At 39.2% G+C, this 26,533-nt stretch carries 32 protein-coding genes and 2 tRNA genes; 16 read left to right on the top strand and 18 right to left on the bottom strand.

The genetic code is table 11. The annotated features are described in order from the left end of the window. Positions 1-91: 91 nt before the first annotated feature. The 3 genes from C0213_06680 to C0213_06670 are packed head-to-tail and all read right to left on the bottom strand — an operon-like array spanning position 92 to position 2,708. Positions 92-850: an ABC transporter ATP-binding protein gene (locus C0213_06680; protein AUX12113.1), complete on the bottom strand. Its 759-nt coding sequence runs from the start codon at positions 848-850 to the stop codon at positions 92-94. After that, positions 847-1,710 (bottom strand): branched-chain amino acid ABC transporter permease, encoded by an 864-nt coding sequence (locus C0213_06675; GenBank protein AUX12112.1) that lies wholly within the window; start codon positions 1,708-1,710, stop codon positions 847-849. Before C0213_06675 ends, C0213_06680 begins: the two co-directional genes overlap by 4 nt. Further along, a complete protein-coding gene (locus tag C0213_06670; GenBank protein AUX12111.1) occupies positions 1,707-2,708 on the bottom strand; it encodes a peptide ABC transporter substrate-binding protein in 1,002 nt (333 codons plus the stop codon). The genes C0213_06675 and C0213_06670 overlap by 4 nt, the downstream gene beginning before the upstream one ends. A 549-nt stretch (positions 2,709-3,257) precedes the next feature. Between C0213_06670 and C0213_06665 the strand changes: the two genes are divergently transcribed. Beyond that, a complete protein-coding gene (locus tag C0213_06665; GenBank protein ID AUX12110.1) occupies positions 3,258-4,604 on the top strand; it encodes a glucose-6-phosphate isomerase in 1,347 nt (448 codons plus the stop codon). A 114-nt stretch (positions 4,605-4,718) separates the two neighbouring features. Here C0213_06665 and C0213_06660 read toward each other — a convergent pair whose 3' ends face one another. The 7 genes from C0213_06660 to C0213_06630 all read right to left on the bottom strand — a co-directional run bounded on the left by C0213_06660 (position 4,719) and on the right by C0213_06630 (position 9,351). Beyond that, the gene (locus C0213_06660; GenBank protein ID AUX12109.1) at positions 4,719-5,030 is read right to left on the bottom strand and encodes a hypothetical protein; all 312 of its coding nucleotides are present in this window, start codon (positions 5,028-5,030) and stop codon (positions 4,719-4,721) included. A 21-nt stretch (positions 5,031-5,051) separates the two neighbouring features. Further along, positions 5,052-5,780: a hypothetical protein gene (locus C0213_06655; protein AUX12108.1), complete on the bottom strand. Its 729-nt coding sequence runs from the start codon at positions 5,778-5,780 to the stop codon at positions 5,052-5,054. 21 nt (positions 5,781-5,801) lie between these two features. Then, positions 5,802-6,389: a hypothetical protein gene (locus C0213_06650; GenBank protein AUX12107.1), complete on the bottom strand. Its 588-nt coding sequence runs from the start codon at positions 6,387-6,389 to the stop codon at positions 5,802-5,804. Positions 6,390-6,453: 64 nt separating this feature from the next. Further along, the gene (locus C0213_06645) at positions 6,454-6,660 is read right to left on the bottom strand and encodes a hypothetical protein (protein AUX12106.1); all 207 of its coding nucleotides are present in this window, start codon (positions 6,658-6,660) and stop codon (positions 6,454-6,456) included. Positions 6,661-7,200: 540 nt separating this feature from the next. After that, positions 7,201-7,635, bottom strand: a complete 435-nt coding sequence (locus C0213_06640; protein ID AUX12105.1) for a universal stress protein — start codon at positions 7,633-7,635, stop codon at positions 7,201-7,203. A gap of 226 nt (positions 7,636-7,861) precedes the next feature. Then, the gene (locus C0213_06635) at positions 7,862-8,554 is read right to left on the bottom strand and encodes a hypothetical protein (GenBank protein AUX12104.1); all 693 of its coding nucleotides are present in this window, start codon (positions 8,552-8,554) and stop codon (positions 7,862-7,864) included. A 122-nt stretch (positions 8,555-8,676) separates the two neighbouring features. After that, on the bottom strand, positions 8,677-9,351 hold the full coding sequence (locus C0213_06630) for a hypothetical protein (GenBank protein AUX12103.1): 675 nt from the start codon (positions 9,349-9,351) through the stop codon (positions 8,677-8,679). A gap of 216 nt (positions 9,352-9,567) precedes the next feature. Between C0213_06630 and C0213_06625 the strand changes: the two genes are divergently transcribed. Together C0213_06625 and C0213_06620 are read left to right on the top strand one after the other, a co-directional pair. Continuing rightward, positions 9,568-10,287, top strand: a complete 720-nt coding sequence (locus tag C0213_06625) for an aquaporin family protein (GenBank protein ID AUX12102.1) — start codon at positions 9,568-9,570, stop codon at positions 10,285-10,287. 350 nt (positions 10,288-10,637) lie between these two features. After that, positions 10,638-12,011 (top strand): 6-phospho-beta-glucosidase, encoded by a 1,374-nt coding sequence (locus C0213_06620; GenBank protein ID AUX12101.1) that lies wholly within the window; start codon positions 10,638-10,640, stop codon positions 12,009-12,011. Between the two features lie 51 nt (positions 12,012-12,062). On the opposite strand, the gene C0213_06615 is transcribed toward C0213_06620, so the two are convergent. Continuing rightward, positions 12,063-12,542 (bottom strand): nucleoside 2-deoxyribosyltransferase, encoded by a 480-nt coding sequence (locus C0213_06615; protein AUX12100.1) that lies wholly within the window; start codon positions 12,540-12,542, stop codon positions 12,063-12,065. Between the two features lie 463 nt (positions 12,543-13,005). Between C0213_06615 and C0213_06610 the strand changes: the two genes are divergently transcribed. The 6 genes from C0213_06610 (at position 13,006) to C0213_06585 (ending at position 18,304) form a co-directional block, all read left to right on the top strand. Next, positions 13,006-15,048 carry a potassium transporter Kup gene (locus C0213_06610; GenBank protein AUX12099.1) on the top strand — a complete coding sequence of 681 codons (2,043 nt, stop codon included), beginning with the start codon at positions 13,006-13,008 and terminating at the stop codon, positions 15,046-15,048. A gap of 239 nt (positions 15,049-15,287) precedes the next feature. Next, complete coding sequence (locus C0213_06605; GenBank protein ID AUX12098.1) at positions 15,288-15,968, top strand: peptidase M23; 681 nt, start codon at positions 15,288-15,290, stop codon at positions 15,966-15,968. Between the two features lie 26 nt (positions 15,969-15,994). Then, positions 15,995-16,369: a hypothetical protein gene (locus C0213_06600; GenBank protein ID AUX12097.1), complete on the top strand. Its 375-nt coding sequence runs from the start codon at positions 15,995-15,997 to the stop codon at positions 16,367-16,369. Between the two features lie 18 nt (positions 16,370-16,387). Continuing rightward, a complete protein-coding gene (locus C0213_06595; protein ID AUX12096.1) occupies positions 16,388-16,633 on the top strand; it encodes a hypothetical protein in 246 nt (81 codons plus the stop codon). Next, positions 16,633-17,937, top strand: a complete 1,305-nt coding sequence (locus C0213_06590; protein ID AUX12095.1) for an excinuclease ABC subunit A — start codon at positions 16,633-16,635, stop codon at positions 17,935-17,937. The genes C0213_06595 and C0213_06590 overlap by 1 nt, the downstream gene beginning before the upstream one ends. After that, on the top strand, positions 17,930-18,304 hold the full coding sequence (locus C0213_06585) for a hypothetical protein (GenBank protein ID AUX12094.1): 375 nt from the start codon (positions 17,930-17,932) through the stop codon (positions 18,302-18,304). Before C0213_06590 ends, C0213_06585 begins: the two co-directional genes overlap by 8 nt. A gap of 68 nt (positions 18,305-18,372) precedes the next feature. On the opposite strand, the gene C0213_06580 is transcribed toward C0213_06585, so the two are convergent. Continuing rightward, positions 18,373-18,445 (bottom strand) — tRNA-Glu (locus C0213_06580). A gap of 60 nt (positions 18,446-18,505) precedes the next feature. Continuing rightward, entirely contained in the window at positions 18,506-18,757 is a 252-nt protein-coding gene (locus tag C0213_06575; protein AUX12093.1) for a hypothetical protein, read from the bottom strand. 104 nt (positions 18,758-18,861) lie between these two features. On the opposite strand from C0213_06575, the gene C0213_06570 reads away from it, so the two are divergent. Next, positions 18,862-18,934 (top strand) — tRNA-Gln (locus C0213_06570). Between the two features lie 124 nt (positions 18,935-19,058). Here the strand turns inward: C0213_06570 and C0213_06565 are convergent. Then, positions 19,059-19,961, bottom strand: a complete 903-nt coding sequence (locus C0213_06565) for a hypothetical protein (protein ID AUX12092.1) — start codon at positions 19,959-19,961, stop codon at positions 19,059-19,061. A 428-nt stretch (positions 19,962-20,389) separates the two neighbouring features. Here C0213_06565 and C0213_06560 point away from each other — a divergent pair, with 428 nt between their 5' ends. The 4 genes from C0213_06560 to C0213_06545 all read left to right on the top strand — a co-directional run bounded on the left by C0213_06560 (position 20,390) and on the right by C0213_06545 (position 23,186). After that, a complete protein-coding gene (locus tag C0213_06560) occupies positions 20,390-21,070 on the top strand; it encodes a peptidase M23 (protein ID AUX12091.1) in 681 nt (226 codons plus the stop codon). A gap of 140 nt (positions 21,071-21,210) precedes the next feature. Then, positions 21,211-21,972, top strand: a complete 762-nt coding sequence (locus C0213_06555; protein AUX12090.1) for an NADPH-dependent FMN reductase — start codon at positions 21,211-21,213, stop codon at positions 21,970-21,972. Positions 21,973-21,983: 11 nt separating this feature from the next. Further along, positions 21,984-22,406, top strand: coding sequence for a methylglyoxal synthase (gene mgsA / locus C0213_06550; GenBank protein AUX12089.1), 423 nt, complete (start codon positions 21,984-21,986; stop codon positions 22,404-22,406). A gap of 84 nt (positions 22,407-22,490) precedes the next feature. Further along, positions 22,491-23,186: a DUF1275 domain-containing protein gene (locus C0213_06545; protein AUX12088.1), complete on the top strand. Its 696-nt coding sequence runs from the start codon at positions 22,491-22,493 to the stop codon at positions 23,184-23,186. On the opposite strand, the gene C0213_06540 is transcribed toward C0213_06545, so the two are convergent. Genes C0213_06540 through C0213_06530 form a run of 3 tightly spaced genes read right to left on the bottom strand, consistent with a single transcriptional unit; the run spans position 23,183 to position 24,355 of the window. After that, complete coding sequence (locus tag C0213_06540) at positions 23,183-23,365, bottom strand: hypothetical protein (protein AUX12087.1); 183 nt, start codon at positions 23,363-23,365, stop codon at positions 23,183-23,185. The genes C0213_06545 and C0213_06540 overlap by 4 nt on opposite strands. Continuing rightward, entirely contained in the window at positions 23,358-23,678 is a 321-nt protein-coding gene (locus tag C0213_06535) for a hypothetical protein (GenBank protein AUX12086.1), read from the bottom strand. The genes C0213_06540 and C0213_06535 overlap by 8 nt, the downstream gene beginning before the upstream one ends. 20 nt (positions 23,679-23,698) lie before the next feature. After that, positions 23,699-24,355 (bottom strand): CPBP family intramembrane metalloprotease, encoded by a 657-nt coding sequence (locus C0213_06530; protein AUX12085.1) that lies wholly within the window; start codon positions 24,353-24,355, stop codon positions 23,699-23,701. A gap of 201 nt (positions 24,356-24,556) precedes the next feature. On the opposite strand from C0213_06530, the gene C0213_06525 reads away from it, so the two are divergent. Next, positions 24,557-24,757: a cold-shock protein gene (locus C0213_06525; protein ID AUX12084.1), complete on the top strand. Its 201-nt coding sequence runs from the start codon at positions 24,557-24,559 to the stop codon at positions 24,755-24,757. 194 nt (positions 24,758-24,951) lie between these two features. Here the strand turns inward: C0213_06525 and C0213_06520 are convergent, their stop codons facing one another. Beyond that, entirely contained in the window at positions 24,952-25,680 is a 729-nt protein-coding gene (locus C0213_06520; GenBank protein ID AUX12083.1) for an ion transporter, read from the bottom strand. 203 nt (positions 25,681-25,883) lie between these two features. On the opposite strand from C0213_06520, the gene C0213_06515 reads away from it, so the two are divergent. Beyond that, positions 25,884-26,528, top strand: coding sequence for a TetR/AcrR family transcriptional regulator (locus C0213_06515; protein ID AUX12082.1), 645 nt, complete (start codon positions 25,884-25,886; stop codon positions 26,526-26,528). The last annotated feature ends 5 nt before the right edge of the window (positions 26,529-26,533 follow it).

Here is a 26,533-nt window from a genome sequence, read left to right as displayed (position 1 = left end):
ACTGAACTAAATACAGGTAATTTGAAGAAATAAAATAACAAGTATCCCCTATTCTGAACATTAATCAGCGCTAGGCATACTTGTTATTTTTTTAGGCATTAAGATAGTTGAGAAGTGTTTCAGTTGTCAGTTGTTGTTTTTCCACCGCGTTAAAATCAGCAATTAGTTGGCCGGCTTTTAAGACTAAGAGGCGATTACCATAACGGAGGGCGTCTTCCAAATCATGGGTGATCATCAAACAGGTGAGTTGATTGTCCCGAATGGTTTGATCTGTAAAAGTCATCAATGCCTGGCTTGAAACGGCGTCTAAGGCCGATGTATGCTCATCCAATAGTAGCAGTTCGGGTTTTTGAATCGTTGCCATCAAGAAGTTTAGGGTTTGGCGTTGTCCACCAGATAAGGTACTGACTGGTCGATTAAGCTGTTGTTCTAGATGGTTAGGTAACGTTTTGGCGAGGGCCTTAATTTTCGGTAATTGTTGTTTTAGACGACGCGGCAATAAACGGCGATGTTGTCCACGCCGCATAGCCAACAGGATGTTTTCAGCAACAGTCATATCAGCGGCCGTCCCTAGTTTGGGATCTTGATAGACCCGGCTCATTAAACGTGTCCGTTGTTGGGCCGATTGCTTGGTAATTTCTTGCCCGTTAAAAATAATTTGACCACTAGTTGGCGTTAAATCACCAGCAACAGTATTGAAAAAAGTTGATTTGCCAGCACCATTGGCTCCTAATAGCACAACGAATTCGCCGGGATTGATATTGAGGTCTAACTGGTTGAGTAATTGTTTTTGGTCATCATTATCTGTGATCTGATAACTTATTTGGTTTAAAGTCATACGCGGTGTCATTTAGCGGTCATTCCTTTCTTTTGTTGGGGAGCAATGATGAAGATGGCGAGGATAACGGCTGAGAAAAGTTTAAAATCATTGGCGTTAAAGCCAAGTTGGAGAACCAACAATAAGATTAAACGGTAGACGATACTCCCAAGAATAATGCTGATTAATTTAGAGATGAAGTGGCGACCAACCAATAGTCGTTCACCAATGATGATGGCGGATAAACCAATGACCATCACGCCGATGCCCATATTAACGTCTGCAAAGCCGTTATATTGGGCGACTAAGCCCCCTGCTAAAGCGATGAGACCATTAGAAAGGACGATTCCGATTGTCTTAGTCCGTTTGACGGCGATGCCTTGAGAAAGTGCCATTGTCGGATTATCACCAGCGGCAATGAGTGCTTGCCCGAATTCAGTATAGAGCAATAGGGCAAGAACGAGCATCGCCACAGCAATGATGATTAAATTCAAGAGTAACAACCGTTGATCGACAGTTAATTGTTGTAAAAAAGGCAATTGGTAGAGATTATGTTGATCACCGATCGCAAGGTTGGCTTGACCTAAAATACGCAAGTTAACCGAATAAAGACCGGTTAGCGTCAAGATACCAGCTAGCAGGCTTTGTACGTGAAAATAATTATATAAGATAGCAGTGACTAGCCCGGCAAGACAGCCGCCAATAAAGGCTACTAGTAGTGAAAGGACGAGATTATGTTGTTGTAGCATGACGGCACTTAATGCGGCCCCTAGTGGGAAGCTCCCTTCGACCGTCATATCAGGAAATTTGAGAATCCGGAAGGTAATGAAGACCCCTAAACTGAGTAAACTCCATAATAATCCTTGGTCGATGGTTGAAATAATGAGGCTCATTTGATAATCGCTCCTTTTTCTTTAGCGGTTTTAACAAGATTTTGAGGGATGGTGATGTGCAAGGCTTTGGCCTTTTTAAGATTTAAGACGAGGTGTCCTTTACGTAAATAGCGAATGGGTGTTGAAGCGGGTTTTGCGCGACCGCTTAAAACCGCCGCGGCCATTTTGCCGGTTTCAACGCCCAAATCATATTGACTTAAGCCAACAGTGGCAAGGCCGCCATCTTTAACCATGGTTTCGGCTGAAGGGAAGACCGGTGTTTTGGTTTTATCGGTGACATGGACGAGCGTGCCCATTGCACTGGCAATCGTGTTATCGGTCGGCACGTAGATTGCGTCAACTTTAGGCGCTAGATTTTGGCTGACTTGTTCCAGATCGTTGACGGAACTAAGACTTGCATCAATGACTTGGAGGCCTTTTTGTTTGGCGAGTTGCTTGAATAGTTGCATCTGACTGGTTGCCGAGTTATCACTGCTGGAATATAAGATACCAACGGTTTTCAGTTGCGGCATAACGGTTTGCATTAAATCGAGTTGTTTTTGAATGGGTGCTTGATCGGAAACACCGGTGATATTGGCACCGGGCTGTTGATTATTTTGAACGAGGTTGGCACTGGCTGGATCAGTCACGGCCCCTAGGATAATTGGCAGTTGTTTTGTTGCGTTAGCCAGGCTTTGGGCGGCCGGTGTTGCAATACCGATAGTGATCTTAGCTTTTTCGGTGACAAACCGGTTACTCATTAAGCGCAAGTTACTTTGATCGTTTTGTGCGTTTTGAAAATCAATCTCAATATTTTTGTGATTATGATAGCCGGCACTTGCTAAACCTGCGACAATGCCACGGTGAATTTCGTCGAGTGCGGGATGGGATAAGGGCTGTAAAATACCAACAGTTGGCAAATCAGGTTGGTGAGCTTCTTTGATTTTTTTGATGCCTAGTAGTGTGAGTAAACTACCGAAAATTAAGATAAGTGGTAAAAAACGTTTTAGTTTAGACATTGACGAAAGCTCCTTTAACGTGCTTTTCAGCCCATACTTCTACGGTTAGCTACGTCCCGCAAACGAACGATGACATCATTCATTCACTGGACTAAGCTACTCTTCAAAGTATAATCAGGCTGAACACACTCATTTTTCAAATAAAAAAAGTCCCCCACATAGACATGTAGGGGACAGAAAAAGCCTACATGGATTTCCTCGAGTAAAATCCATGTAGGCTTAAAATTCAATCGATTACTGATGAATGGCCGCATGGATACAATCAAAAGACTGTATCCCACGACGGTATACAATCTCACTTAGCGGCTTTGCCAACGAATATTCAATTGTACTAAGTGAGTGTTTGTCATGTTCAGTAACCTCCGTTTTATTTGATGTTGAAAAGTATAGCGGCTTGCCAGAATGAAGTCAAGGCCTTTAAGAAAATAAATTCTGAAAAGAAAGCAAAACTTGCATGAAAAAGGGGGTAATCTAGCTTGCATTTTACCTTTAAAAAAGCTAAAGTTATTAAGTATACTTGTGTTTTAAAAACAGGAGGAATAGACTACTATGGCACATATTTCATTTGATGCATCACGTTTGGACAAATTTGTTCAATCAAACGAACTTGCAGAAATGCAAGCAATGGTTAATGCTGCAGATTCACAATTACGTGAAGGAACTGGCGCAGGCAACGATTTCCGTGGCTTCTTAGATTTACCAGTTAATTACGATAAAGATGAATTTGCACGGATTAAAGAAGCTGCTGCTAAGATTAAGAGCGATTCAGAAATCTTCGTGGCAATTGGTATCGGTGGTTCATACCTCGGCGCTAAAGCTGCAATTGATTTCTTAAACAACACGTTCTATAACATGTTACCAGCAGAACAACGCGATTTCCCACAAGTTTTATTCGCTGGGAATTCAATTAGTTCAAGCTACTTATCAGACTTAGTTAACTTGATCGGTGACCGCGATTTCTCAATCAACGTTATCTCAAAATCAGGGACAACAACGGAACCTTCAATTGCTTTCCGTGTCTTAAAAGATAAGTTAATCAAGAAATATGGTAAAGAAGAAGCTAAGAGCCGGATCTATGCAACAACTGACCGCGCTAAAGGTGCTTTGAAGACTGAATCAGATGCAGAAGGCTATGCAGAATTTGTTGTGCCTGATGACATTGGTGGTCGTTTCTCAGTATTAACAGCTGTTGGTTTATTACCAATTGCCGTTGCTGGTGGCGATATTGACCAATTAATGAAGGGTGCCGCTGATGCACGCGAAGAATATACAGATACAGACGTTACTAAGAATGATGCATACAAATATGCTGCCTTACGTAACATCTTATACCGTAAGGGTTACACAACTGAATTATTAGAAAACTACGAACCAACATTGCAATACTTCTCAGAATGGTGGAAGCAATTGATGGGCGAATCTGAAGGTAAAGACCAAAAAGGAATCTATCCTTCAAGCGCTAACTTCTCAACTGACTTACATTCATTAGGTCAATACATCCAAGAAGGTCGTCGTAACTTGATGGAAACTGTTGTTAACGTTGAAAAACCTAACAGCGACATTGACATCCCAGCTGACGAACAAAACTTAGATGGTTTAGGTTACTTAGAAGGCCATACAATGGACTTCGTTAACAAGAAAGCTTACCAAGGTGTTGTTTTAGCACATACTGATGGTGGCGTACCTGTTATGACCGTTAATATTCCTGACCAAACAGCTTATACATTAGGCTACATGATTTACTTCTTCGAAATGGCAGTTTCAATTTCAGGTTACTTGAACGGCATTAACCCATTCAACCAACCTGGTGTTGAAGCTTACAAGAAGAACATGTTTGCTTTATTAGGCAAACCTGGCTTTGAAGAACTTGGTAAAGAATTAAACGAACGCCTATAATTGATAGTATTTCGTTTTAAAGAAAGCGACTAAAATTAATTTTTAGTCGCTTTTTTAGTGTATAAAAAAAGAGTCGGGCCAAATTGATGCTGACCCGACTTTAATTTATCTATATTATTCAAATGTCATTTCATTGACTGATTCTTCAAGGCCTTCTAGGACCTCATTTTGTTCGATAAAATCAACCCAAGTTTGATAGTCATCAGCGTGCTCACCCCGAATGTTAAAGGCCATCTTTTGTTGGATACTGGCGATGAATTCGGCGACCATCTTATCGACAGCACGCTCAACCTTAGCTTCATTCCAACGTTTGGCAGGTTGACGCTTCATATTTTTTTCATTTTGATAATCGAGGCTCTTATCGCGAAAGGTATCGAGAGCGCGGGAGTTTGCTTCGAGGTATTCTAATAAAGCGGCATTATTCATTGAATTCTCCTTAAAATGTGTCTAATAGGCAGCTAACAACGATTTTAATTCTTGTTGCGCAGCCGTATCCTGTGAAACGGTAAATGGTGTAGGGGATGTATTTCGGCTACCACTAAAGGGGGCTAATGCAAAACCATCTTCCGTATTTGTGGTTTGCCCATTTCCCGTTTTGAGTTCGTAAACGACACCGTTATCACCTAATAAATACTTACTAATCGGGCGGTTCATATTCATATTGCTAGCATAATTTCTGGCGTAGGAATCGTATAATTGTGAATCGATACCAGTCGTGCCATCTAATGCGGTGTAAAAAACACAACCACCAACTGCTTGAATGGGGTAGTGGCGCCCATCACCTTCACCATGTTGGACTAAAACACGGCCATCCGGTGTTTCGGCAAACCAATCACCAGGATCGTCAGCCCCGTGGTCAAAGTACCAGTCACTAACAGCCATATTACCAACTTCAGCACGTTGACCGGCCCACTCTAAGAAATCACGGGTGATTGCTGCTTTTTGACTATCAGTATAAGTGTGAGTCGTTTCTTGAACGGTATGGCTAGTTGTTGCTGAAGAAGTAGTGGTTTTAGAAACCATTTCTGCAGAAGATGATTTTGAATGAGCAACCTGTGAGCTTTGTTGAGCTGAGGATGATGTCACTGAGTGCGTACTAGGTTGTTTTGCTTGGCAAGCTGTTAGTAATAAAAGACTAGTGCCGAATAATAGTGTTAGTGTTTGGTGCTTAAACATGATAAATTCCCCCAATTAAACTTAATAAGTCATTGCCCGGTGGCCTTGGTAACTTGCAATCTTCCAGAAGGCCTTAAATGTCATTTTTTTGCGTTTCCCTGTGTAAGGATCATTAAAATAGAAGTGGTCTTGGTCATAACCGACGATTAAAACGGAATGAGCAGGTTGCCCGTGATAATTAATCCACGCGACGATTGGTTTTTTATGATCAAGTGTCTTTTTTAAGGTCGATACGGATGCATTAGAAAGATCGGTGAAGCTGCCTAGATATTGATCGAATAAATCGGCCCAAGCAGGTGGGTACATGGTATAACCGGAATCATCAAATGGGTTACCCCAAAAACCGGTCTCCATATCGCCAGTGGTTGTGTAGGGAATCAATTCTGGGATAGCTGTTTTGGGTAAGTCGATATCTTTATAAGTCATCAGCATTGCGACGGCCGTGATTTCGCAGCCAGTTGGTAATTCTGGAAATTGAGAAATGGGTGCGATATCTAACAGGACTTTTTTAGGCTTTTTAGTGATATCTTGTGCGGATTGGGCATTTTGTATTTTTAATAGGGGCTTACCAAACTGCGCTTGGACTATCAATAGGCCAAAGCCAGCCATCAGTAGTATCCCTAATAATCTTAGACGGTGCTTCTTTTTTAGTTTCAATAATCAGTACTCCTTGCTATAGATGATAGTGGCTGGCGAGTAGTTCAAAGCTAGTTATCAGCAAACTGATACACAGAACTTGCCACCACATTTGTGTGAGAAGGGCTAGTAGGATGAGCCCGCCGCCCATTAAAAGGACGGGTAAATTCCAAGTGTGCTTGGTCCAGAGAATAAGGGCCGTACTAATAAAAATTTCGCAAACAACTAATAAGACAGCAATCATAAAAAAGCCTCGCTTCCAATATTATAAAGACTTCTTATATAGCAGTATACCATTTTGTATGGGGGACAACCATTGATGAGCGCAAAAGTAAAGCGCCTAGTGCTAAACAAAATTTTGTTTAAGACTAGACGCTTATTAATTATTTGAAAAAGGCCATCAAGAGGTGATTAATTTGATCGAACCAGGTGGTAGGATGCACTAATGTCGTTAAGATTTGTTTTCGATGTTTGTGCCAGGCGGCCTTAAGATGTTGATCCGAAAGTTTAGTAATATCAAATGCCACACATAACACTCCTTACTTGAAATATAGTTGTTAAGAGGGGATTTAGCCTTCATTATATAACAATTATTAACATTAGCAAGGGTGTTATTAACAATCAATAATCAATTATCGTCGGCCAATGGTGCGTAAAAAAGAGTACTTTGTTAATAGAATTGGTCAATAACAATGCTTGATAAATGTTAAATACGAATGAAACGGTCTTGGGGGCGCTTTAACAAGTATGACAATCTTTACCGAATTTTAAAGCCTCGTTCGCCTTATTTAACCAACAAGACATTTGTGGTCGAATGAATACTGATAAATTGGGCCACTGAACCAATGAGCAATCGTTCAATAGCACCTTTACCACTAACCCCGACAATGGTTAAATCAATATCGGCTTCTTGTGGGATAGTGATGGCTAATTCACGGCGGGGTGAACCAACCTTGAAAATGGTTTGGACGTCTGCAACGCCTTGATCCTTGGCTTCCTTGGCTTTTTCTTCTAAGTAGAGCTTCGTTGATTTTCGTTCGGCCTCTAGAGAAGAAGCGGGATATGTGATGCTTGTGCTGACAGAGACTTCATCTGGAATAATCTGAGCAATAAAAAGTTTGGCATGATTACGTTTAGCCACTTCGATCGCTTGTTTAAGCGCCTTATCAGCTAATTCTGAACCGTCTAATCCAACTAAAATATTATGATATTCTAACATGATAAAAACCTCCTTCTTAATAACTTAAATATAACATAATGGATTAGCTTTTTCTGCTAATTTGATTTGGTGGTATTAAGTTGTGCTTGACCGATCGTTTACGTAATTATGGCGATGGGTTATACTGAACTTGTGAATAATTTCTCCCGAAATTAAAAACTACTTATATAATTTAATTAAATAAAAAAGACCTGAAGATTGTCAGCTTCAGGTCTTTTTTATTGCCCTATTCAACGTGCGTAATGGCAAGTTGTGTCATTTTATGTTTCTGATTAGTGGTTGTAATGATTGAATAGCGAATCTTTTTAGTTGTTAATTGTAAAAGTTTATTGGGACGGTTGAAGGACTGCTTTACAAGCGTTGTAACTTGCTTGTTGTCGGTGCCCAGGCTAGCGGTGAAAGATTCCAAATAGTTTTTAAAGACAAGGTTGTTCTTCGCATCTAGCGATTTAACGGAAATCCCTAAGATTTGTCCATCACTAGCATTGATAGAGATAACATTATGATCATCAATTTGATCCGAACGAATACCTTCAATCGCTTTAGCATCAAAAACGCCTAAATTTTTTTGGCGTGCTAAAGGATTGTAACGTGCGATGAAAGTAGACCATTTTGTAATAGGTGTTGCAGCAGGACCTTGCAAGTATGTTGGATTATTAAGCTGTTCGTTATCGGCAAATGTGACACGATATTCTTTGGCTTTGTAGGGAATATCAACTTCAAAAGTCCCATCAGTCACTTTGACTGAATGGGTTTGATCGCCAATTTGCCAGTACACCCGTTTTTGCTTGGTTTTACCGGTCACGGTTGCATTGAACCCGCTCCCATTTTCATGAAGCTTAACCGCTACGGGGTTTCCGCAGGCGGTAAGTAGTAAAAGAAGACTTGCTAATAAACTAACTAGTGTTATTCGACGCATTTTTTTTACCCTCCAAAATGTAATGGGGTTAACCATAGTTTCAAAAATAAAATGCTCCCCAGCATTTTATTTGAATGGCGTAAACTGTTGGCACCTAATTGAAAAATGATATTTTAGTTTCGCTAATTAATAGCGGTTGAACGGGCATTTTTTAACTGATCAATCGCACGGACATGACTTTTATTTGTTTTATAGATATCATCTGCGTAATCTTGATACGTACTGTTAGGACGCGTTGCAGCTAAGATAAAAGCATTAGTCTTTTCCAAAACGTTTTTAGCGTAGACAAGCCGTTCTTTGTTATGACTTGTCTTATAGTCTTTCATGCTTTCATAATCGGTTTGGGCAATAGCGTAATAATTATCAGCATCATCAAGCTTGCCCTTAGCAACTAGACGACGCCCTTCACCAGCGATTGCATTTTCGTTATCAGTATAAGTTGAATCACCGATTGTAACGGAACCGTCTTTAATCAGTGTTTCCCAAGTAGCAGTGTATTTTTGGGCAACATATTCTGTGGAAGCTGTTGCTTGCTTGATATGTTTTAAAAATTGACGTTCATGTTTATTAAAGCTTTTCTCACGTTTTTCAAGTTTAACTTGTGCTTCATGCGCGGCTTTTTGGGAGAGGTAGTATTGATAACCAACCGGTGCGGCCGCAACAAGCAACCCGATTAAGGCAATAATCAACGCGGCTTTAATGCTTTTTTTAAAGATAAGAAGGAACAAGAGTAGTAATAAGCCCAATCCAAAGATGGCTAAGCCGAAATAGAGAATAACGGCTAACATTAAGTTCATAAAGTGACCTCCAATTAGATAATCAGCGTTAACATGGTTAACCAATGAATATTATCCCATTTTACACAATTTAAGCAAGTTATTTTTAATAGAATAATGTGAAAAAAGGACAAATTTTTTCATAAAAGGGCTTTAATTAGAAAAGCTAATTGTTTTTCTGAAAATTATCACGTATCATGTGATATATACTTATGTTAACATTAGGAGGAAATAGTAGTGGATGCTTCTTTGACAACCCGTTTGGCTGCCGAATTTATTGGAACTGCAATTATGATTATTTTTGGTAACGGGGCAGTAGCCAACGTTGAATTAAAGGGAACAAAAGGTTTTAGTAGTGATTGGTTCTTAATCGCTTTTGGATATGGATGTGGGGTTATGATTCCCGCCGTTATGTTTGGTAGCATTTCTGGTAATCATCTTAATCCAGCTGTGACATTGAGTTTTGCAGTGATGGGCTTATTCCCATGGGAAAATGTCTTACCATATATCATTGTTCAATTCTTAGGCGCAATGGTTGGTCAATTATTATTGGTTGCAGCTTACAAACCATATTATGATCGTACAACAAACCAAGAAGGTATTTTAGGCTCATTCGTTACAATTGATGCTGCTCATAGCCGTATGAATGGTTTTGTAAATGAATTCCTCGGGACACTTATCTTAGTTTTCGGTGCTTTAGCAATTGGTGCTGGTAAGTTTGGCGCTGCCGGACACATCGTTGTTGGTTTATTAGTTATGACATTGGTTGCTTCATTAGGTGGCCCAACTGGTCCTGCTTTGAACCCAGCTCGTGATTTAGGCCCACGTTTGGTGCACATGTTGACACCACTTAAGAACAAAGGTGACTCACAATGGAGTTATGCTTGGGTACCAGTCGTTGCACCAATTATCGGCGCAATCTGTGGTGCAGGAATCTATCAATTTATTTTTGCATAATTAACAAATAGTCCGTGAGGGCTATTTTTTTTACACAAAAATACCCGACTTAAACTCTAATTGGGGAAGAGAGTAAATCGGGTATCTTATGAGTATCGAAATGATCTTACTTGGGGGAGTATTAATCATTCCTGCTAAAATATATCATAAATACTACTAAATTTAAAGTAAATTACGCATAAAACATAAAAAATGTATAAAAAATAATGATAAAAAGTAATTAGGCGTTTTGATAGCGATTACAAATAGTGGTTAATCAACTTAGGGCTATCTAGTGAAACTTAAAACAAGGCATGCTACAATAAAGTTATAACAAATGATGCCGATTACATTTTAAAGGAGAAGAGTCAATGATCAAATTTCCAGAATATTTTATGTGGGGTGCAGCCACATCAGCACCACAATCTGAAGGCTACGCGCTTAACTACGGTAAATCAGCTTCGACATGGGATAAATGGTTCGAAATGCATCCTGAAAAATTTAATGAGCATCAAGGCCCCAATTCTGCTAGTGATACCTATAGACTGTATAAAGAAGATGTCACTAACATGCAAAGAATCGGTTTGAATTCATTTCGGACCTCCATTGCCTGGACGCGCTTGATGCCGGATGGTGAACATGTTAATCCTGAAGCTGTGGTATTTTATCGTGATTATTTTAAACGGCTAAAGGCGGCCAATATTACGCCCATTATTAATTTATTTCATTTTGATATGCCTTGGTGGTTAATGGAAAAAGGTGGTTGGGAAAGCCGTGAATCAGTAGTTGCCTTTGCACGCTATGCCAAAACAGCATTTGAATTGTTTGGTGATTTAGTGGATCGTTGGACGACTTTCAATGAACCAATCGTTCATATTGAATGTGGTTATTTAACAGGCTATCATTATCCAGACATCGTTGATTTTAAGAAGGCTGTTCAAGTAGGCTACCATACATTATTAGCCCATGCTGCGGCAGTTGCTGAATTTAGAAAAGTGAAACCAGACGGTCAAATTGGGATTATTCTTAATATTACACCGGCCTATGCCAAGAGTGATTCACCAGAAGATCTTGCAGCTAAAGAAAAAGCGGATTTGCTTTTGGCTAAAAGTTTCTTGGAACCAACAGTGCTAGGCCAAGTACCGTCTGCTTTGATAACGCTCCTGGCAGAACATCAGTTAACACCGGTTACTGAAGCCAGAGACCAAGATTTATTAGCGGCTAACCGCGTTGATTTCATTGGGGTTAATTATTACCAACCATTGCGAGTACAAGCACCAACTAATCCGCACTTTCCGGCTCTGACGACTGATGATCTCTATACGAACTATGTCTGGCCAGAACGGCGGATTAATCCTTATCGTGGCTGGGAAATCTATCCAGAAGCCTTATATGATGTGGCGATGATGATGAAAAACGACTACCAAAATATTCCGTGGTATGTTTCTGAAAATGGCATGGGTGTTGCAGACGAGGAGTGTTTTATGGCTGCCGACGGTGAGATTCAAGATGATTATCGGATTGAGTTCATGGAGGAGCATTTACGCCAACTACAGCGTGCCATCACGGACGGTAGTAGTTGTTTTGGCTACCATACTTGGACGTTTAATGATTGTTGGTCTTGGTTAAATGGGTTTAAAAATCGTTATGGTTTCTTCCGGGTTGATTTAGAACATAATGCCCAACGGACGATGAAAAAAAGTGGTCATTGGTATCGTCAATTATCAGAGAATAATGGCTTTTAATTAAAAAAATGTCTCGTTAGACCAAGAATGGTTTAGCGAGACATTTTTTGATTAATAAATTTTAGTTGCAACGTATTTTGTTTGAAGGGTGTTAAAATCGTAAGTTGCTAAATTAGCAAGATCTGCTTCGCCATTGAAAATGGCGGTTGCACTACCAGATAACATTAAATTAATTGGTAAATCATCTTTGTAACGAACTAAAATAACCGGCTTGTTGTGGGCAAAAGCATAGCCACATTCCCACATAGTACCAGAATCAGGTTCAAATTGACCCAGTTCGGTTTGATAATCTAAGACTGCTAAAACGAGATCAGCCTGGTCAATTTGGCGAATGTCAAAGCCAAAAGTGGCAGTTTGCCATTCGAAAGTCCCGAATTCGGCATCTGAATAACTATGTTCATTGGGGCGGAAAATATTTTCAGTTGCCACGGTTGGATTCTTGGCTAGTAAAGTTGCAATTTGATCTAGTCTAGTTATTTGTTCAGGACTGAAAAAAGGACCTGCGAGATAGATTTTTTTATTGGTGGACATAAGAGCCGCCTTTCTGAGATAATGTTCGTGTTTTTGGTAGAAAGTTAAGTTAAAATATTTAACCTCTTCATTATAGACGGTAAATAAAAAACATTCAATCAAAAAAAGGTTGCTTTCGCAACCTTTTTTGCTTTAACGCTGTTTAAGAAAAACAGCTAGGACGATTAAGATAATCGCAGCAACAACAAACAGATAAATAGAAGACGTGCCAACTGCTTTTTTACGTTCTTTAGCGAGTGGACGATTAGCTAGCTTTTTATACTGCTTTTTAGCGATTTCGAGTTTCTTTTGATCTTTATCTTTCATATTAATGTACCTCTTTTATTTCAGTTCATCCATTATAGCATGAAATACTATCTTTAATAAAGCGAGAGACTAATCATTAGAAATTATAGATATAACTAGACATTCAGCTTAGAACAAGCTACGATAATGCTAATATCTAAGTAAAGGAAGTAAGAAGATGAAATTGGCAACAGAGAAGAAAACAACACAGCAAAAATTGTCAATTGCTGGCATGTTAATTACGATGGGCGTTGTCTACGGCGATATCGGAACGTCACCTTTGTATGTGATGAAGTCCATTGTCGAAGGTAATGGCGGTATTCGTAATATTAGCCAAGACTTTGTGGTGGGAAGTATCTCGCTTGTTTTCTGGACATTGATGTTAATGACAACGGTTAAATATGTGTTGATTGCACTGCGAGCCGACAATAACGGTGAAGGTGGGATTTTTGCATTATATACATTAATCCGCAAACAGGCTAAGTGGCTTGTGATACCAGCGATTATCGGTGGGGCGACATTACTGGCGGATGGAATGTTGACGCCGGCTGTGACGGTCACAACCGCGATTGAAGGATTGAAGGGATTGCCAATAAATGGCAATATTTTTGTGTCTAATCAACGTGAAGTCATTATTTTGACCGTGACGATTTTATCGGTACTCTTTTTTATCCAGAAGTTCGGAACAGATTTAATTGGTAAGTCATTTGGGCCGATTATGTTCATCTGGTTCACCTTTATTGGTGCAATTGGTGTCGTGAATTTAATGGGGGATTTAACGATGCTCAAAGCATTGAATCCATATTACGCATTGCATCTTTTATTTAGTCCTGAAAATAAGGTTGGGATTTTGATATTAGGGAGTGTTTTCCTGGCAACTACTGGGGCTGAAGCACTCTATTCTGATATGGGCCATGTTGGTCGGCACAATATTTATGGTAGTTGGCCATATATTGCGGCCTGTTTAGTGCTTAATTATTTTGGCCAAGGTGTTTGGTTATTACAACACAAGGAAGTCGCCGCTTATCAAAATATGGCTGATTTTAACCCATTTTTTGAAGCGATGCCTGCACAATTGAAGATTCCAGCCATTCTTTTGGCAACGATTGCTGCCATTATCGCATCGCAGGCATTGATTTCTGGCTCATATACGTTAGTTTCTGAAGCAATCAAATTACGCTTATTACCACGGATTAAAGTTGATTACCCCGCTAAGTTGAAGGGGCAGCTTTACATTTCAATTGTAAACTGGATTTTATGGGCAGTTTGTTTGGCAGTTGTTTTCTACTTTAAGAATTCAGCCCATATGGAAGCAGCTTATGGTTTAGCAATCACGATTACGATGTTAATGACGACTATTCTTTTGTTCCATTATTTAGGTCGGCGCGAAAAGCGGTGGTTCTTAGCTTATACCGTATTACTATTCTTTGGAGCAATTGAAACGATTTTCTTTATCGCAAGTGCTGCTAAATTTATGCATGGTGGGTATGTGACAGTCCTAATTGCTTTTGTCATTTTGTTTATCATGTTTGTTTGGTATCGGAGCAATTCAATTAAGGAAAGCAATACTTTTAAATCAAGTACAGTATCGTTATTAGCCTATAAACGGCAATTACATGATTTACGAGACGAAACGTCATTACCGTTATATACAACAAACTTAGTTTATCTGTCAAAACCCCAAGCAGAACCGCGGGGTAAGAATATGGTGAAAAAGAATATCCTCTATTCAATATTAGATAAACGGCCTAAACGCGCTCAGGTTTATTGGTTTGTTGCTGTGAATGTGACAGACGAACCTTATACTGCAGAGTATACGGTTGATACATTAGGTACAGATTATATTGTTAGCGTCCAGTTGTATTTAGGTTTTAAAATGGAACAAAAAGTAAATATCTTTATTCGTCAGATTATCCATGAAATGATCCATAACGGCGAATTGCCAGCACAACCACAACATTACACGACAATTCCAAATCGTGAAGTCGGCGATTTTTCATTCGTGATCATTCAAGAAGATTTATCGCCGGAAACCCAAATTAGGGCAATGGATAAAGGGATTGTGCAAATGCGATTATGGTTAGAGAAGTTTACAGATACACCAGCATCGTGGTTTGGTTTAGAGTATAGTGACGTCTTTGTTGAACGGATTCCATTAGTTTTAGGTCGCCAAAAAGCAACCAATAAGTACCATTTAAAACGACGTCAAGAAGAATCTTAAAAAATAAGCAAAAAAAACGACTTAAAAAGTCGTTTTTTTTATTAGGGTGAGAATCCTATATTACCAGTCATCATGAGGGTGAATATTACAGATTAGGTCGTTAAGCGGTTGTTTTGTTACAGGATTGTCATCAATTGTTACTTGTTTGATACTTACAAATGATTTTTAGATGGTATATTAATGTCACGTTATTAATACGACATTAAATTTTTGAAACAACAAGGAGATAAACACACAATATGAAATCACTTAAAACACTTTTATTCAGCGCTACATTATCAACTGCCGCAACTGCAGGTCTTTTATTCGCAAGTAACGGCCATGCCGATGCAGCTACGAACTACACGGTTGTCAGCGGTGATACATTATCATCAATCTCACAAAAATTTGCTGGTAACAGCAGCCTAATCGAAAAAATCGCTAACGCCAATAAAATTGCTAACAAGAACTTAATCTATGTGGGCGAAACATTAACAATTGATGAAGAAACACAAACTGTTACAGTAGCACCTGCTACAACCCCAGCAGCAACACCAGTTGCTACACAACAAACAACTCAAGCACCAGTGGCAACACAACAACCTGTTCAAAAAGTAGCAACACAAACACAACCTGTTCAACAACCAGTACAAACAACGCCAGTTGTTAAACAACAACAAACAACAACTACTACGACAACAACAAACACAACAACTTCAACAACTAACTCAGCTAAAGAATGGATTGCCAACAAAGAATCAGGTGGTTCATACACAGCAAGTAACGGTCAATTCGTTGGTCGTTACCAATTATCAAGCTCATATTTAAATGGTGACTACTCAGCAAGTAACCAAGAACGCGTTGCAGATCAATATGTAACAAGCCGTTACGGTTCATGGGAAGGCGCAAAGAGCTTCTGGTTAGCAAACGGTTGGTATTAAGATAAAATAGTTTAAACTAAAAAGCAGTGGCTAATGTCACTGCTTTTTTTGTTGCAAAAATTAAATTACGCTTGACTAATGCGAATGTACGTTCGTATAATATAACCAGAGAACAGATGATTGAGGTGAGCTTGATGCAAACAAGTCGAGTGATAATTGATTTGCAACAACAAAATTTAAGTTTATATTTAAATGGTTTTGGTGTCTTAGAATTACGGCAACAAACAGGTCAGTCTAACGATTTAATAGACGCCATGAATTATTACTATAATCGTAGTAAGTTCCCGCAATTCATGGGGCAACACTTACCACAAGTGACCTTAGTCAAAATTAATCGTTGGCAAAATCAATTGGATCAGCAAGTACAGCTGATCCAAACTTTAACTAAAGGGATTGTTTAAGTCAAAGGTGGGGTAACCATGCAATATGTTAGTCTTCAAGGAACGATTAGTAGTACAATCAAGGTAATTTCGTTTGACCCATATTTAGTTCGTTTTACGTTACAAACAAGCACGCAAGATTATAATTGTTTGGTTGCTAAGGATGCGTTTAACTTAATGTATGTAGCGATACAGAATGCACCTATTGCCGTTTTTGGTCATTACAATCGTAGAAAACAACTCATTATTGATAAGTACCACGTGAGAAATGTGGTGAGTGGATAATGTATGATTACGTCGACGAACCACGACGGGTTATTTTGATGATTGATTCCAAATCTTTTTATGCTTCAGTGGAATCAGTTCAACGGGGGTTAAACCCGCTGAAATCGATTCTGGTGGTGATGTCTACTGCCAAAAATGCTGGTAGTGGTTTGGTATTAGCAGCTAGTCCTCGAGCGAAACAACTTTTTGGCATTAGTAATGTGACCCGAGCGACGCAAGTGCCAATCCATGATAAACGGCTTATTATTGCGGAACCGCGGATGAACCTTTATATCCAAGAAAATTTAAGGATTAATCGTATTTTTCAGAGATTCACGGCTGAAGAAGATATTCAACCTTATTCGATTGATGAATCACTACTGGATATAACGGCAAGTTGGCATCTTTTTGGTCAAACCCCTTATGAAGTAGCACGCCAGATCCAACTGGCGGTAAAAAAAGAAACGGGTATTTATTTGACAGTTGGTATAGGCGATAAACCGTTGCTTGCCAAACTTGCTTTAGATCTGGAAGCTAAACATAACCACAGTTTAATTGCGGAATGGCACTATGAAGATGTGCCTGATAAGTTGTGGCCGGTAACGGATTTGGCACGCGTTTGGTCAATTGGGCAGCAGACAGCGAGCAAACTAAACCAATTACATATTCATTCGATGGCTGATTTAGCGCATACTAATCCATACGAGTTAAAACAAAAAATGGGGATTATTGGCAGCCAATTATTTGCTTTCAGTTGGGGGATAGATCGCGCAATTGTTCATCAAAAATACATGCCCAAAGAGCGCTCCTATGGTAATAGCCAGATCTTACCACGGGATTATTTTTTACAAGCGGAAATCGAAGTGGTGATCCGAGAACTCGCTGAGCAAGTTGCGGCCCGCTTGCGTGCACATCATAAACAAGCGTGTGTAATTAGTTTAGGGATTGGTTTTTCTTTTTCCGAAAATGAAAGTAGTAGGCGCTCAGGTTTCGGGCGGTCGTTAAAAGTGGAACCCGCGAATGGCAATCATGAAATCATTACAACGGCGCTTCAACTATTTCGAGAACAGTGGCAGCATCAAACCATTCGCCGTATTAGCCTAACGTGTAGCCAATTGATTGACGATGATGCGCAACAGTTGGATCTTTTTGATCCGGAATTACGTCATTTAAAGCAACAGCAATTGGATCAAACCGTTGATGAAATTCGACAGAAGTTTGGCTTTACATCTTTAGTGAAGTTATCAAGTAAACTCAAAGGTGCAACGGCAATTGAACGAGCCGGATTAGTTGGCGGTCATGCAGGGGGCAATGCTTATGACTGAGTATTTTGATAATAAGCTAGTGACACAATTTCTGAAGCATGATTATCACGATCGAGGCATGATGAAGTGGCAAGGCTTTTATTTAAGTGACCATACTTCTGTACGTGCCAAGGAAGCCAGTGCTGCTGACGTGCAGTTACACCGAACGCATCTTGCTAAGATGTCGGTTGAACAGATTAGTAACGTAATTAATGAAGCGATTGTAAAAAAAGAAGTCGTAACTGTGGACCTAGCACAACGTAATCAGGATGGCCAGATTCCGGCACCAATAACGGGGCGAATTACGGGCTGGATAGCCAACCAGTTAATAGTTAATCAAAAAGCTATTTATATAGAAGCGATTTATGCGATTAAGAGAATAAAATGATTTGAACACAAAAAAGAGCTATTAAACCGCGGTTTAATAGCTCTTTTTATTCTAGGATATGATTAATATCACCCGTACGGGGATCGAACCCGTAACTCCGCCTTGAGAGGGCGACGTCTTAACCAATTTGACCAACGGGCAATAAATTGGAACACCTAATATATTAGCGAATAACATCCGTAATGTCAATTATTAATTAGACTAGATAAAAATCTTATAGTTCCGGTGGTTGATAGTAATCGATTCCTTGGTGACTTTACGATTGGTCTTACGTTTAAGATTTTTCAGAATATTCAATGCATAGTCACGGTGTTGTTCAATTAGGGTCAACACATCATTTTCAATTGATAACTCCAATAATTTACGTGAATCTTGTAACTGAATATGAACTTGGTTCTGATCTTGGGAAATCACCTTTCCCTGAAATAACTTTTCAATATCTACTTTATTCATATCGATAGCCTCCCATATCAGTATAGTCCTTTTTAATCGGTTTGTTAAAAATCAGAATTGACAAGCACTAGGGCATGCAGTATTATAGTATTCGTTGATAACATTGGGTATTCGCCAAATTGGTAAGGCACCGGACTCTGAATCCGGAATTTATAGGTTCGAGCCCTATATACCCAATTGTATTTTCGCTAAGTCTGAGAAATCAGGCTTTTTTTGTACACTTTTTTATTTTTTCTCAATAACAACCCTAATAGGAATTGAACCTATTCTTGTTAACCATAAAGGGTTACCTAGCTGGTGATTAACGTTCTGACTTGCGATAACCTGCAGCAATCGCAGCTTGTTCGTTAGGGAATGTAATCATATTAGCAGAACTCATATGATAGGTTGCTTGTCCGGGTACATGATAGATGTGAGATCTTGTGTTACCGACGATCACACCTTGATTGGTAGTTGTATCAGCGCCTGTTGCTTGTGTACTTTGGGCGGCAACTGTTGCTGCTCGTTCAGTTGATTCACTTGCAGCTCTAGCAGCCTGTTCATTAGCAATGCGAATACTTTCAGAAGCAGCGCTTGAAGCGGCTTGTTCACTTGCTTGACGAGCGCTAGTAGAAGCAGCTTGGACACTTGATACGCTTTCTGAGTTTGAAATCGAGGCGGCTAATTTCTCTGAAGATTCTTTTTCAGCATGTTCTTCCGATTCTTTTTGAGCTTTGGATTCTGATTTAGAAGCAGCGCGAGCACTTTCGGATTTTGAGGTTGCTAATGCAGCTTCTTTTTCAGCTTTTTTTAGTAGATCTGAAGCGGTCGCGATTGATGTTTGTAGTTGCTTTTTAGTTTTTGAACTTTTTAGCTGTTTGACTTGCTTGTCAGCAGCAGTGATATCATGCTTGGTCACATCTTGTTTTAATTTAGTGTGCTTGCTATTTGTAAAAAGCGCATTTACCGCAGATTTTGCCGCTGTTAGTTTGTTATCGACAGTTGTTACTTTGTCATGCTGTGGAGCTTTTGTTTTAGCGGCAGCAGGTTGAGTTGCCCCCACACCAATAAAACTGATTACAAAAATAATAAGTGCATACCAGATCCGTTTCTTGATCTTGGCGTAAACCACGGGATTCTTTTTCTTGGTCATATACCGCTTAATGCCATAATAGGGTACGGCAAAAAAAGAAATGACCAATAGTAATGCAAAAAAGTTAGACATTTTATCTCCTCCAAAAGATAAGTATTCAGCTTTTATTGTCGTCGGTTTTTTGGACAGATAAGTAGATTTCAAGAAATATAATTGCTCAATTCAGTAATTAACATAAGTAAATAATATTTAAAAGTATAATTAAATAATGTCGGATTGACAATATTTTTTTGGTTTAAAACAAAAAAGATTGTTTTTTGGTAATTTACAGAAAAAAACCATCTTTTTTCGCGTCATTTTCAATAGGTTATAAATCCTATATTACCAGTCATCATGAGGGTCAATATTACAGATTAGGCCATTAAGCGGTTGTTTTGTTACAGGATTGTCATCAATTGTTACTTGTTTGATACTTACAAATGATTTCTAGATGGTATATTAATGTCACGTTATTAATACGACATTAAATTTTTGAAACAACAAGGAGATAAACACACAATATGAAATCACTTAAAACACTTTTATTCAGCGCTACATTATCAACTGCCGCAACTGCAGGTCTTTTATTCGCAAGTAACGGCCATGCCGATGCAGCTACGAACTACACGGTTGTCAGCGGTGATACATTATCATCAATCTCACAAAAATTTGCTGGTAACAGCAGCCTAATCGAAAAAATCGCTAACGCTAATAAAATTGCTAACAAGAACTTAATCTATGTTGGCGAAACATTAACAATTGATGAAGAAACACAAACTGTTACAGTAGCACCTGCTACAACCCCAGCAGCAACACCAGTTGCTACACAACAAACAACTCAAGCACCAGTGGCAACACAACAACCTGTTCAAAAAGCAGCAACACAAACACAACCTGTTCAACAACCAGTACAAACAACGCCAGTTGTTAAACAACAACAAACAACAACTACTACGACAACAACAAACACAACAACTTCAACAACTAACTCAGCTAAAGAATGGATTGCCAACAAAGAATCAGGTGGTTCATACACAGCAAGTAACGGTCAATTCGTTGGTCGTTACCAATTATCAAGCTCATATTTAAATGGTGACTACTCAGCAAGTAACCAAGAACGCGTTGCAGATCAATATGTAACAAGCCGTTACGGTTCATGGGAAGGCGCAAAGAGCTTCTGGATGGCAAATGGTTGGTACTAAGATAAAATAATTTAAACTAAAAAGCAGTGGCTAATGTCACTGCTTTTTTTTACATCCGTGATAAAGCGCTTTATTTAGGTTGGCAACCCCCGCTTAAAAAGTGTACACTAGACTTAATTTAAAAGTTTGGAGTTTTGGGCATGAAAGTATTAGGAATATTAGGTAGTCACCAACGCGGTGGCGTTAACGGCCAGCTATTACAAGCTGTTTTAGCGGGTGTTGGTCCGGAGGATGATGTCTCGACTATTTTTCTAAACGACTTCCAAATTTTACCGGACACAGGGGCGCCTAATCCGGTTTTGGATCAACTTGAACAACAGTTACTGGCCGCTGATGTGTGGGTATTAGCAGCCCCTACTTATTGGGGTGCCATGTCTGGTGTCATGAAGAACTTCTTAGATTGTATGCGCGGGCGCCTAGTGCGCTTTAATCGGGCAGGAGACGCTTTGCCTGATCGCTTTAAAGGGAAAAGTTACGTGACTATCAGTAGTTGCTATGCCAGCGGGGTAGAAGAGTTTGTGACCGGTATGACTGATGGGACTTTTAGAACCTTCGATAAGGTGCTTAGTGCAGCCGGACTGCTGAAGATTCGAGAAGTTGTTCAAACTAACTCGTTTGGATTAAAAACATTATCCACGAAGAAATGCGCTGAATGTCAGCGCATTGGTGCTAGTCTTCATCATAAAGCTAAAAGGACGGATGATACCGTGAAACGTTATGGACAGTTATTTGGCATGGTTGCTTGTGCCACATTGATTACCATGTTATTGCAACAGCTCGTCAATATTGTGTTACCAGTAACTCAGTTTTGGATGAATTACATTTCGTTTGTATTAATCTTTTTTATCTTACTTGCGAGCGTGCTCCACTTTTTCACAGTAGTTAAACATAGAAGACATTAGGAGGCTTTTTTATGAAAATTGCATTAATTGCACATGATCGTCAAAAACCGTTGATTGTTAAATTAGCAACAGCTTACCAACCTATCTTGGCTCAACATGAACTATTTGCGACTGGGACAACCGGTCAAAAAATTATCGATGCAACGGGTTTAGCTGTTAAACGGTTTAAGTCTGGGCCATTGGGTGGTGACCAACAAATTGGCGCTTTAATTTCTGAAAACCAAATGGACCTTGTTATTTTCTTACGAGATCCATTGACGGCCCAACCACACGAACCAGATGTTAATGCGCTCATTCGGTTGTCTGACGTTTACGAAGTGCCGCTTGCCACTAATATTGGCACTGCGGAGGTGCTATTGCGGGGCCTGGATCAAGGTTTGATGGATTTTCGAGAAGTTGTTCACGATCAAGACACCAATCCAATTAATCTGTAAGAATAGCAAAGAACCGAGACTAAATTTATTTTGTCGCGGTTCTTTTTTTGCGTATAATAGAAGTATTGAGTTGGAGGGTTTGACTTGCAGAAGAAAATTAATTTTCATGACCGTTTAGGAACAGCGATGTTTTTAACCTTTATTGGTGGTTTTTTAGATGCTTATTGTGTTATTTTACGTGGTGGGGTGTTTGCCAGTGCCCAAACCGGTAATATTGTTTTCATTGGTGTCGATATTGCGACTAATCAATGGTCGGAACTAACTGAAAAAGTGATGCCAATTATTGCCTTTGGAATTGGGGTCATCATTGTTCAAGTAGCGCGTCGTCATTTTAATACAGCGCATTTGAATATCTGGCGTTTATGGCTCTTAGCATTTCAAATTATTGTTCTAGTGATTGTCGGCTTTATGCCGACATCTGTGCCGAATATGATTGTCACGACGATGTTGTCAATGTCGATGGCAACGCAATTAGCTAGTTATTCAACGGTTAATGGCTATCCATATGCTAATACTTTTACGACTGGGAATTATCGGAAGTTAGTTGAGAATTGTTATTTATTCATTGCAACGAAGGAAAAAAAATACCAACAAAAAGCCAAGTATTTTGGGCTAATTGTTGGTAGCTTCTTTATCGGAACGATTGGTTCTGGTTTCTTAGTCAAAGTGATTAACGTCCGCGCCGCTTGGTTAGCCGCCGCTTTGTTGGCAATTTTTTTCGCGCTACAGTTATACTTCACAGAAGAAGTGATCGCTGAGACTAAGAAAATGAGTCGTTAACGATAGTAGTAAGTCATCACCATTGCGATAAAATAACCTACGCAAATTAAGGTACAGAGCCAACTGGCAATGATGATAATCGGGTGCGCAATAAAGGCGCGCATGACGAATAAGAAGAGGGTTAAAATCGCGTATTTAATGAATTCAACCTTTAACGCTTGAAATTGAGGGTTATTCAAAAGAAAGATCCACTAGGAAAATATGACGGTCGGAAAGATGGGTGGTTGTCATCCAAACATCTTGAAAGCCGTCTTTTTGTTTCTCTATTGTTTGTTGATAAAAAGTTTCTAATAAACCACGGTGCGCGTTAACGTAGTCGGAATCAATGCGATTAACATGAAGCCGCATATCAGGAAAGAGCTTTTCGGTTCCAGGTAGTTCTACTTGGTCGTCGATACCAAAGCGGATAACATTCGCGTATTGGAATGGCTCGAGGGTCACTGTTTCGGGATTTTCTTGGATATAGGTTAAAATAGTCGTTAAAGTAGACATAGGCGAGTTCCTTTCAATGGTTAAAAAATAGTTAGTCCTGCTGAGAGATTATTTAAGACATGTAATATGATACTACTCTTAATGGTTTTTGTACGATAATAAACGATGGCTAAGACTAATCCGAGTAGTGCTTTAGAAATAAAATAGATCGGATCAGTTGAAACGTGGACAAGGCCGAATAATAGAGCGCTCGTCATAATATTTAGAATAGGTGATTTAACAAAGAACCAATTCATTAAGAAACCGCGGAAAAGTAATTCTTCCATCATGGGGCCTAAGATTAAAGTGTAGGGCAGCATGAAAATGCCGAGGACGGCAAAAATTTGAACGAGACCATCGACATTGGCATTTCCTGTTTTTTGCATAAAAGGGACAGTCAAATTATTAATGACTAGCATCGCCACAAAGCCAATTAAGATTGGCCGCCAGTCGGCTTTTGAAAAATGATCATGATATTGCGGTCCCTTTACTTTTTGGTAAAAATACCGCATTAAGATGGTGATTCCAATAGTTAGAATTAAAAAGAGCCACCCGACAGTTAAAATTAAATGCGTTGTCCGCTGCGCCTTTGGTAGGGCAGCTAAGCTACCTACTAATAAAAGGGGGATTTGTTGCATGATTAAAAGCAAGATGAAACAGATAATATGTTTGATATGTTTAATACGCGCCACCTCCATGAGGTTATCATAGCATATTAGCAAGATTATCAATAAAAAAAAATTCTTTTTTTGCTATTTAATAATTTATATGGTATTATAAACAAGTAATCAATATTGAAGCGTAATTTAAGTTTTGAATTTCATAACTCTAATCAGCGTTTATTTATCATTATTTATTGCAACAAAACGTACATGTATATGTATTAGGAGGAAATTATTATGAACAACGGTACAGTAAAATGGTTTAACGCAGACAAGGGTTTTGGTTTTATTACTGGTGAAGATGGCAAAGACGTATTTGCTCATTTCTCAGCTATCCAAGGTGACGGTTACAAGTCATTAGACGAAGGCCAAGCAGTATCATTTGATGTTGAAGACAGCGACCGCGGTCCTCAAGCAACAAACATCGTTAAACTTTAATAATGTTTTAAACCCCGCTGATGCGGGGTTTTTTAATACCCAAAAATAAAAAGTTGGCTAAACAAATTATCTTTGTTTAGCCAACTTTTTTGCAATTTACAATTTATTGTAATTACTAGTGCTATAAATAACCAATTAAAAGGCTTAAAGTCGATATCTAGTAATTATTATCGTATTTTTTTAATTTATGTTAATTATTTTGATTTTGATTGGTGCTCACGATAAAGTGTCTTGAGGGTTTCATTTTCTTGTTCGAGATGGTCAAGCTTCTTAAGGATTTCATCCAGCTTATCATCAGTATCCTGAGTGAAGTAACTGGTAATCGAACTGGTAAGTGTGCCAATAAACCCAATTCCAACAGACATCAGCATGATGGCCGCGATACGACCAATTAGCGTGTGGGGGGAGATATCACCGTAGCCAACCGTTGTGGCGGTTGCAATCGCCCACCAGAATGAATCGGCAAGTGTCGCTTTTTCGGCTAGTGCGTATAAAACAGACGCAATGATTAGTACGGCCGCACTGATATAGGTTAGGTAAAGAAGACCGTTTTGTTTGAGAAATTTCTTGGAATGTCGTTGTAACTTGCCGGTTAAGCCTACCAAGCGTGTAAATCGGAAGACCTTCATTAAACCAGCAATACGGAAAAGACGTCCAAGGCGGAAGAATGAAAAGAGGGTACTTAGCGGGATGATTGCAAGGAGGTCAAAGATATTCGTCTTAAAGAAGCGGCGTTTATCAGTAGCAAGCCAAAGACGCACAAAATAATCGCTCGTAAAAATGGTTAAAATCGTATTATCGATGGCTAGATAGGGTGTAGCGGTTAGGTCGATTACATTACTGTAATCTAATAGAACAAAAACAATTGAGATAATTGCTAGTATGGCGATAGTAACTGTATAAAACCGTTTGAGTAACTTCATAATGGACCCCACAAAATTATTTATTTAACAAACGTTCCTATTATAGAATTAATTGAGGCGTTAGACAATAACTGCCCACAGTCAACGAGACATAATTCATGGTCGGTAACTAAGTATTGCATCCAATGAAAATCAGTGCTAAAATGACAGAACGTCATAAATTGCGACGGTATGTCATTTTTAGTTGAAAGGAGTCTCAATGCATGCCTAAAAAAACTTTTTTCCGGTTACCGGCAGAAAAGCAACAACGGTTATTAAAAGCTGCCCATGCTGAATTTTCACGGGTGCCTTTTAATGAAGCGTCAGTTAGTAATATTATTAAGGCCGCAGAAATTCCACGGGGCAGTTTTTATCAGTACTTTGAGGATAAAGCTGATATTTTCTTTTATGATTTAAGCTTGCTACGTGATAGCTCAAAACAAGACCTAGAAAAGGTCCTGTTAGATGCGCATGGCGATCTTTTTAAGACAGTTCGTATCTTTTTTAAGGCGATGGCCAAAGAAGCCATTGATGGTGAAAATGCGCAATTTTATCGCCATTTATTCTTGCATATGGATTTTAAGAACCGGCGTAAGTTATCACCAGAATTGACGCATGCACATCGTACGGATGGCTTTCAATTTTTAATGGACCATGTCGATTTTACATTACTGAAGATTGAACCGAATCAACCAGAAGCGCTTAAATTATTATTTCACCAGTTGATGAACAATGTTTTCCAAAGTATCGCTTCTTATTATCTGCATCATGATGATCAAGAAAACGGTCTAACGTTAGAACAGGTTTATGAACATTTCGAATTGGTCACTGGTTGGTTAGAAACCGGTGCGAGTGTTCAGGATAAGTAGAATAG

The organism is Latilactobacillus sakei (assembly GCA_002953655.1).
Taxonomy (GTDB): Bacteria; Bacillota; Bacilli; order Lactobacillales; family Lactobacillaceae; genus Latilactobacillus; species Latilactobacillus sakei_A.
Note: the sequence above shows the minus strand (reverse complement) of the source record. Positions and strands in the feature narration are given on the sequence as shown.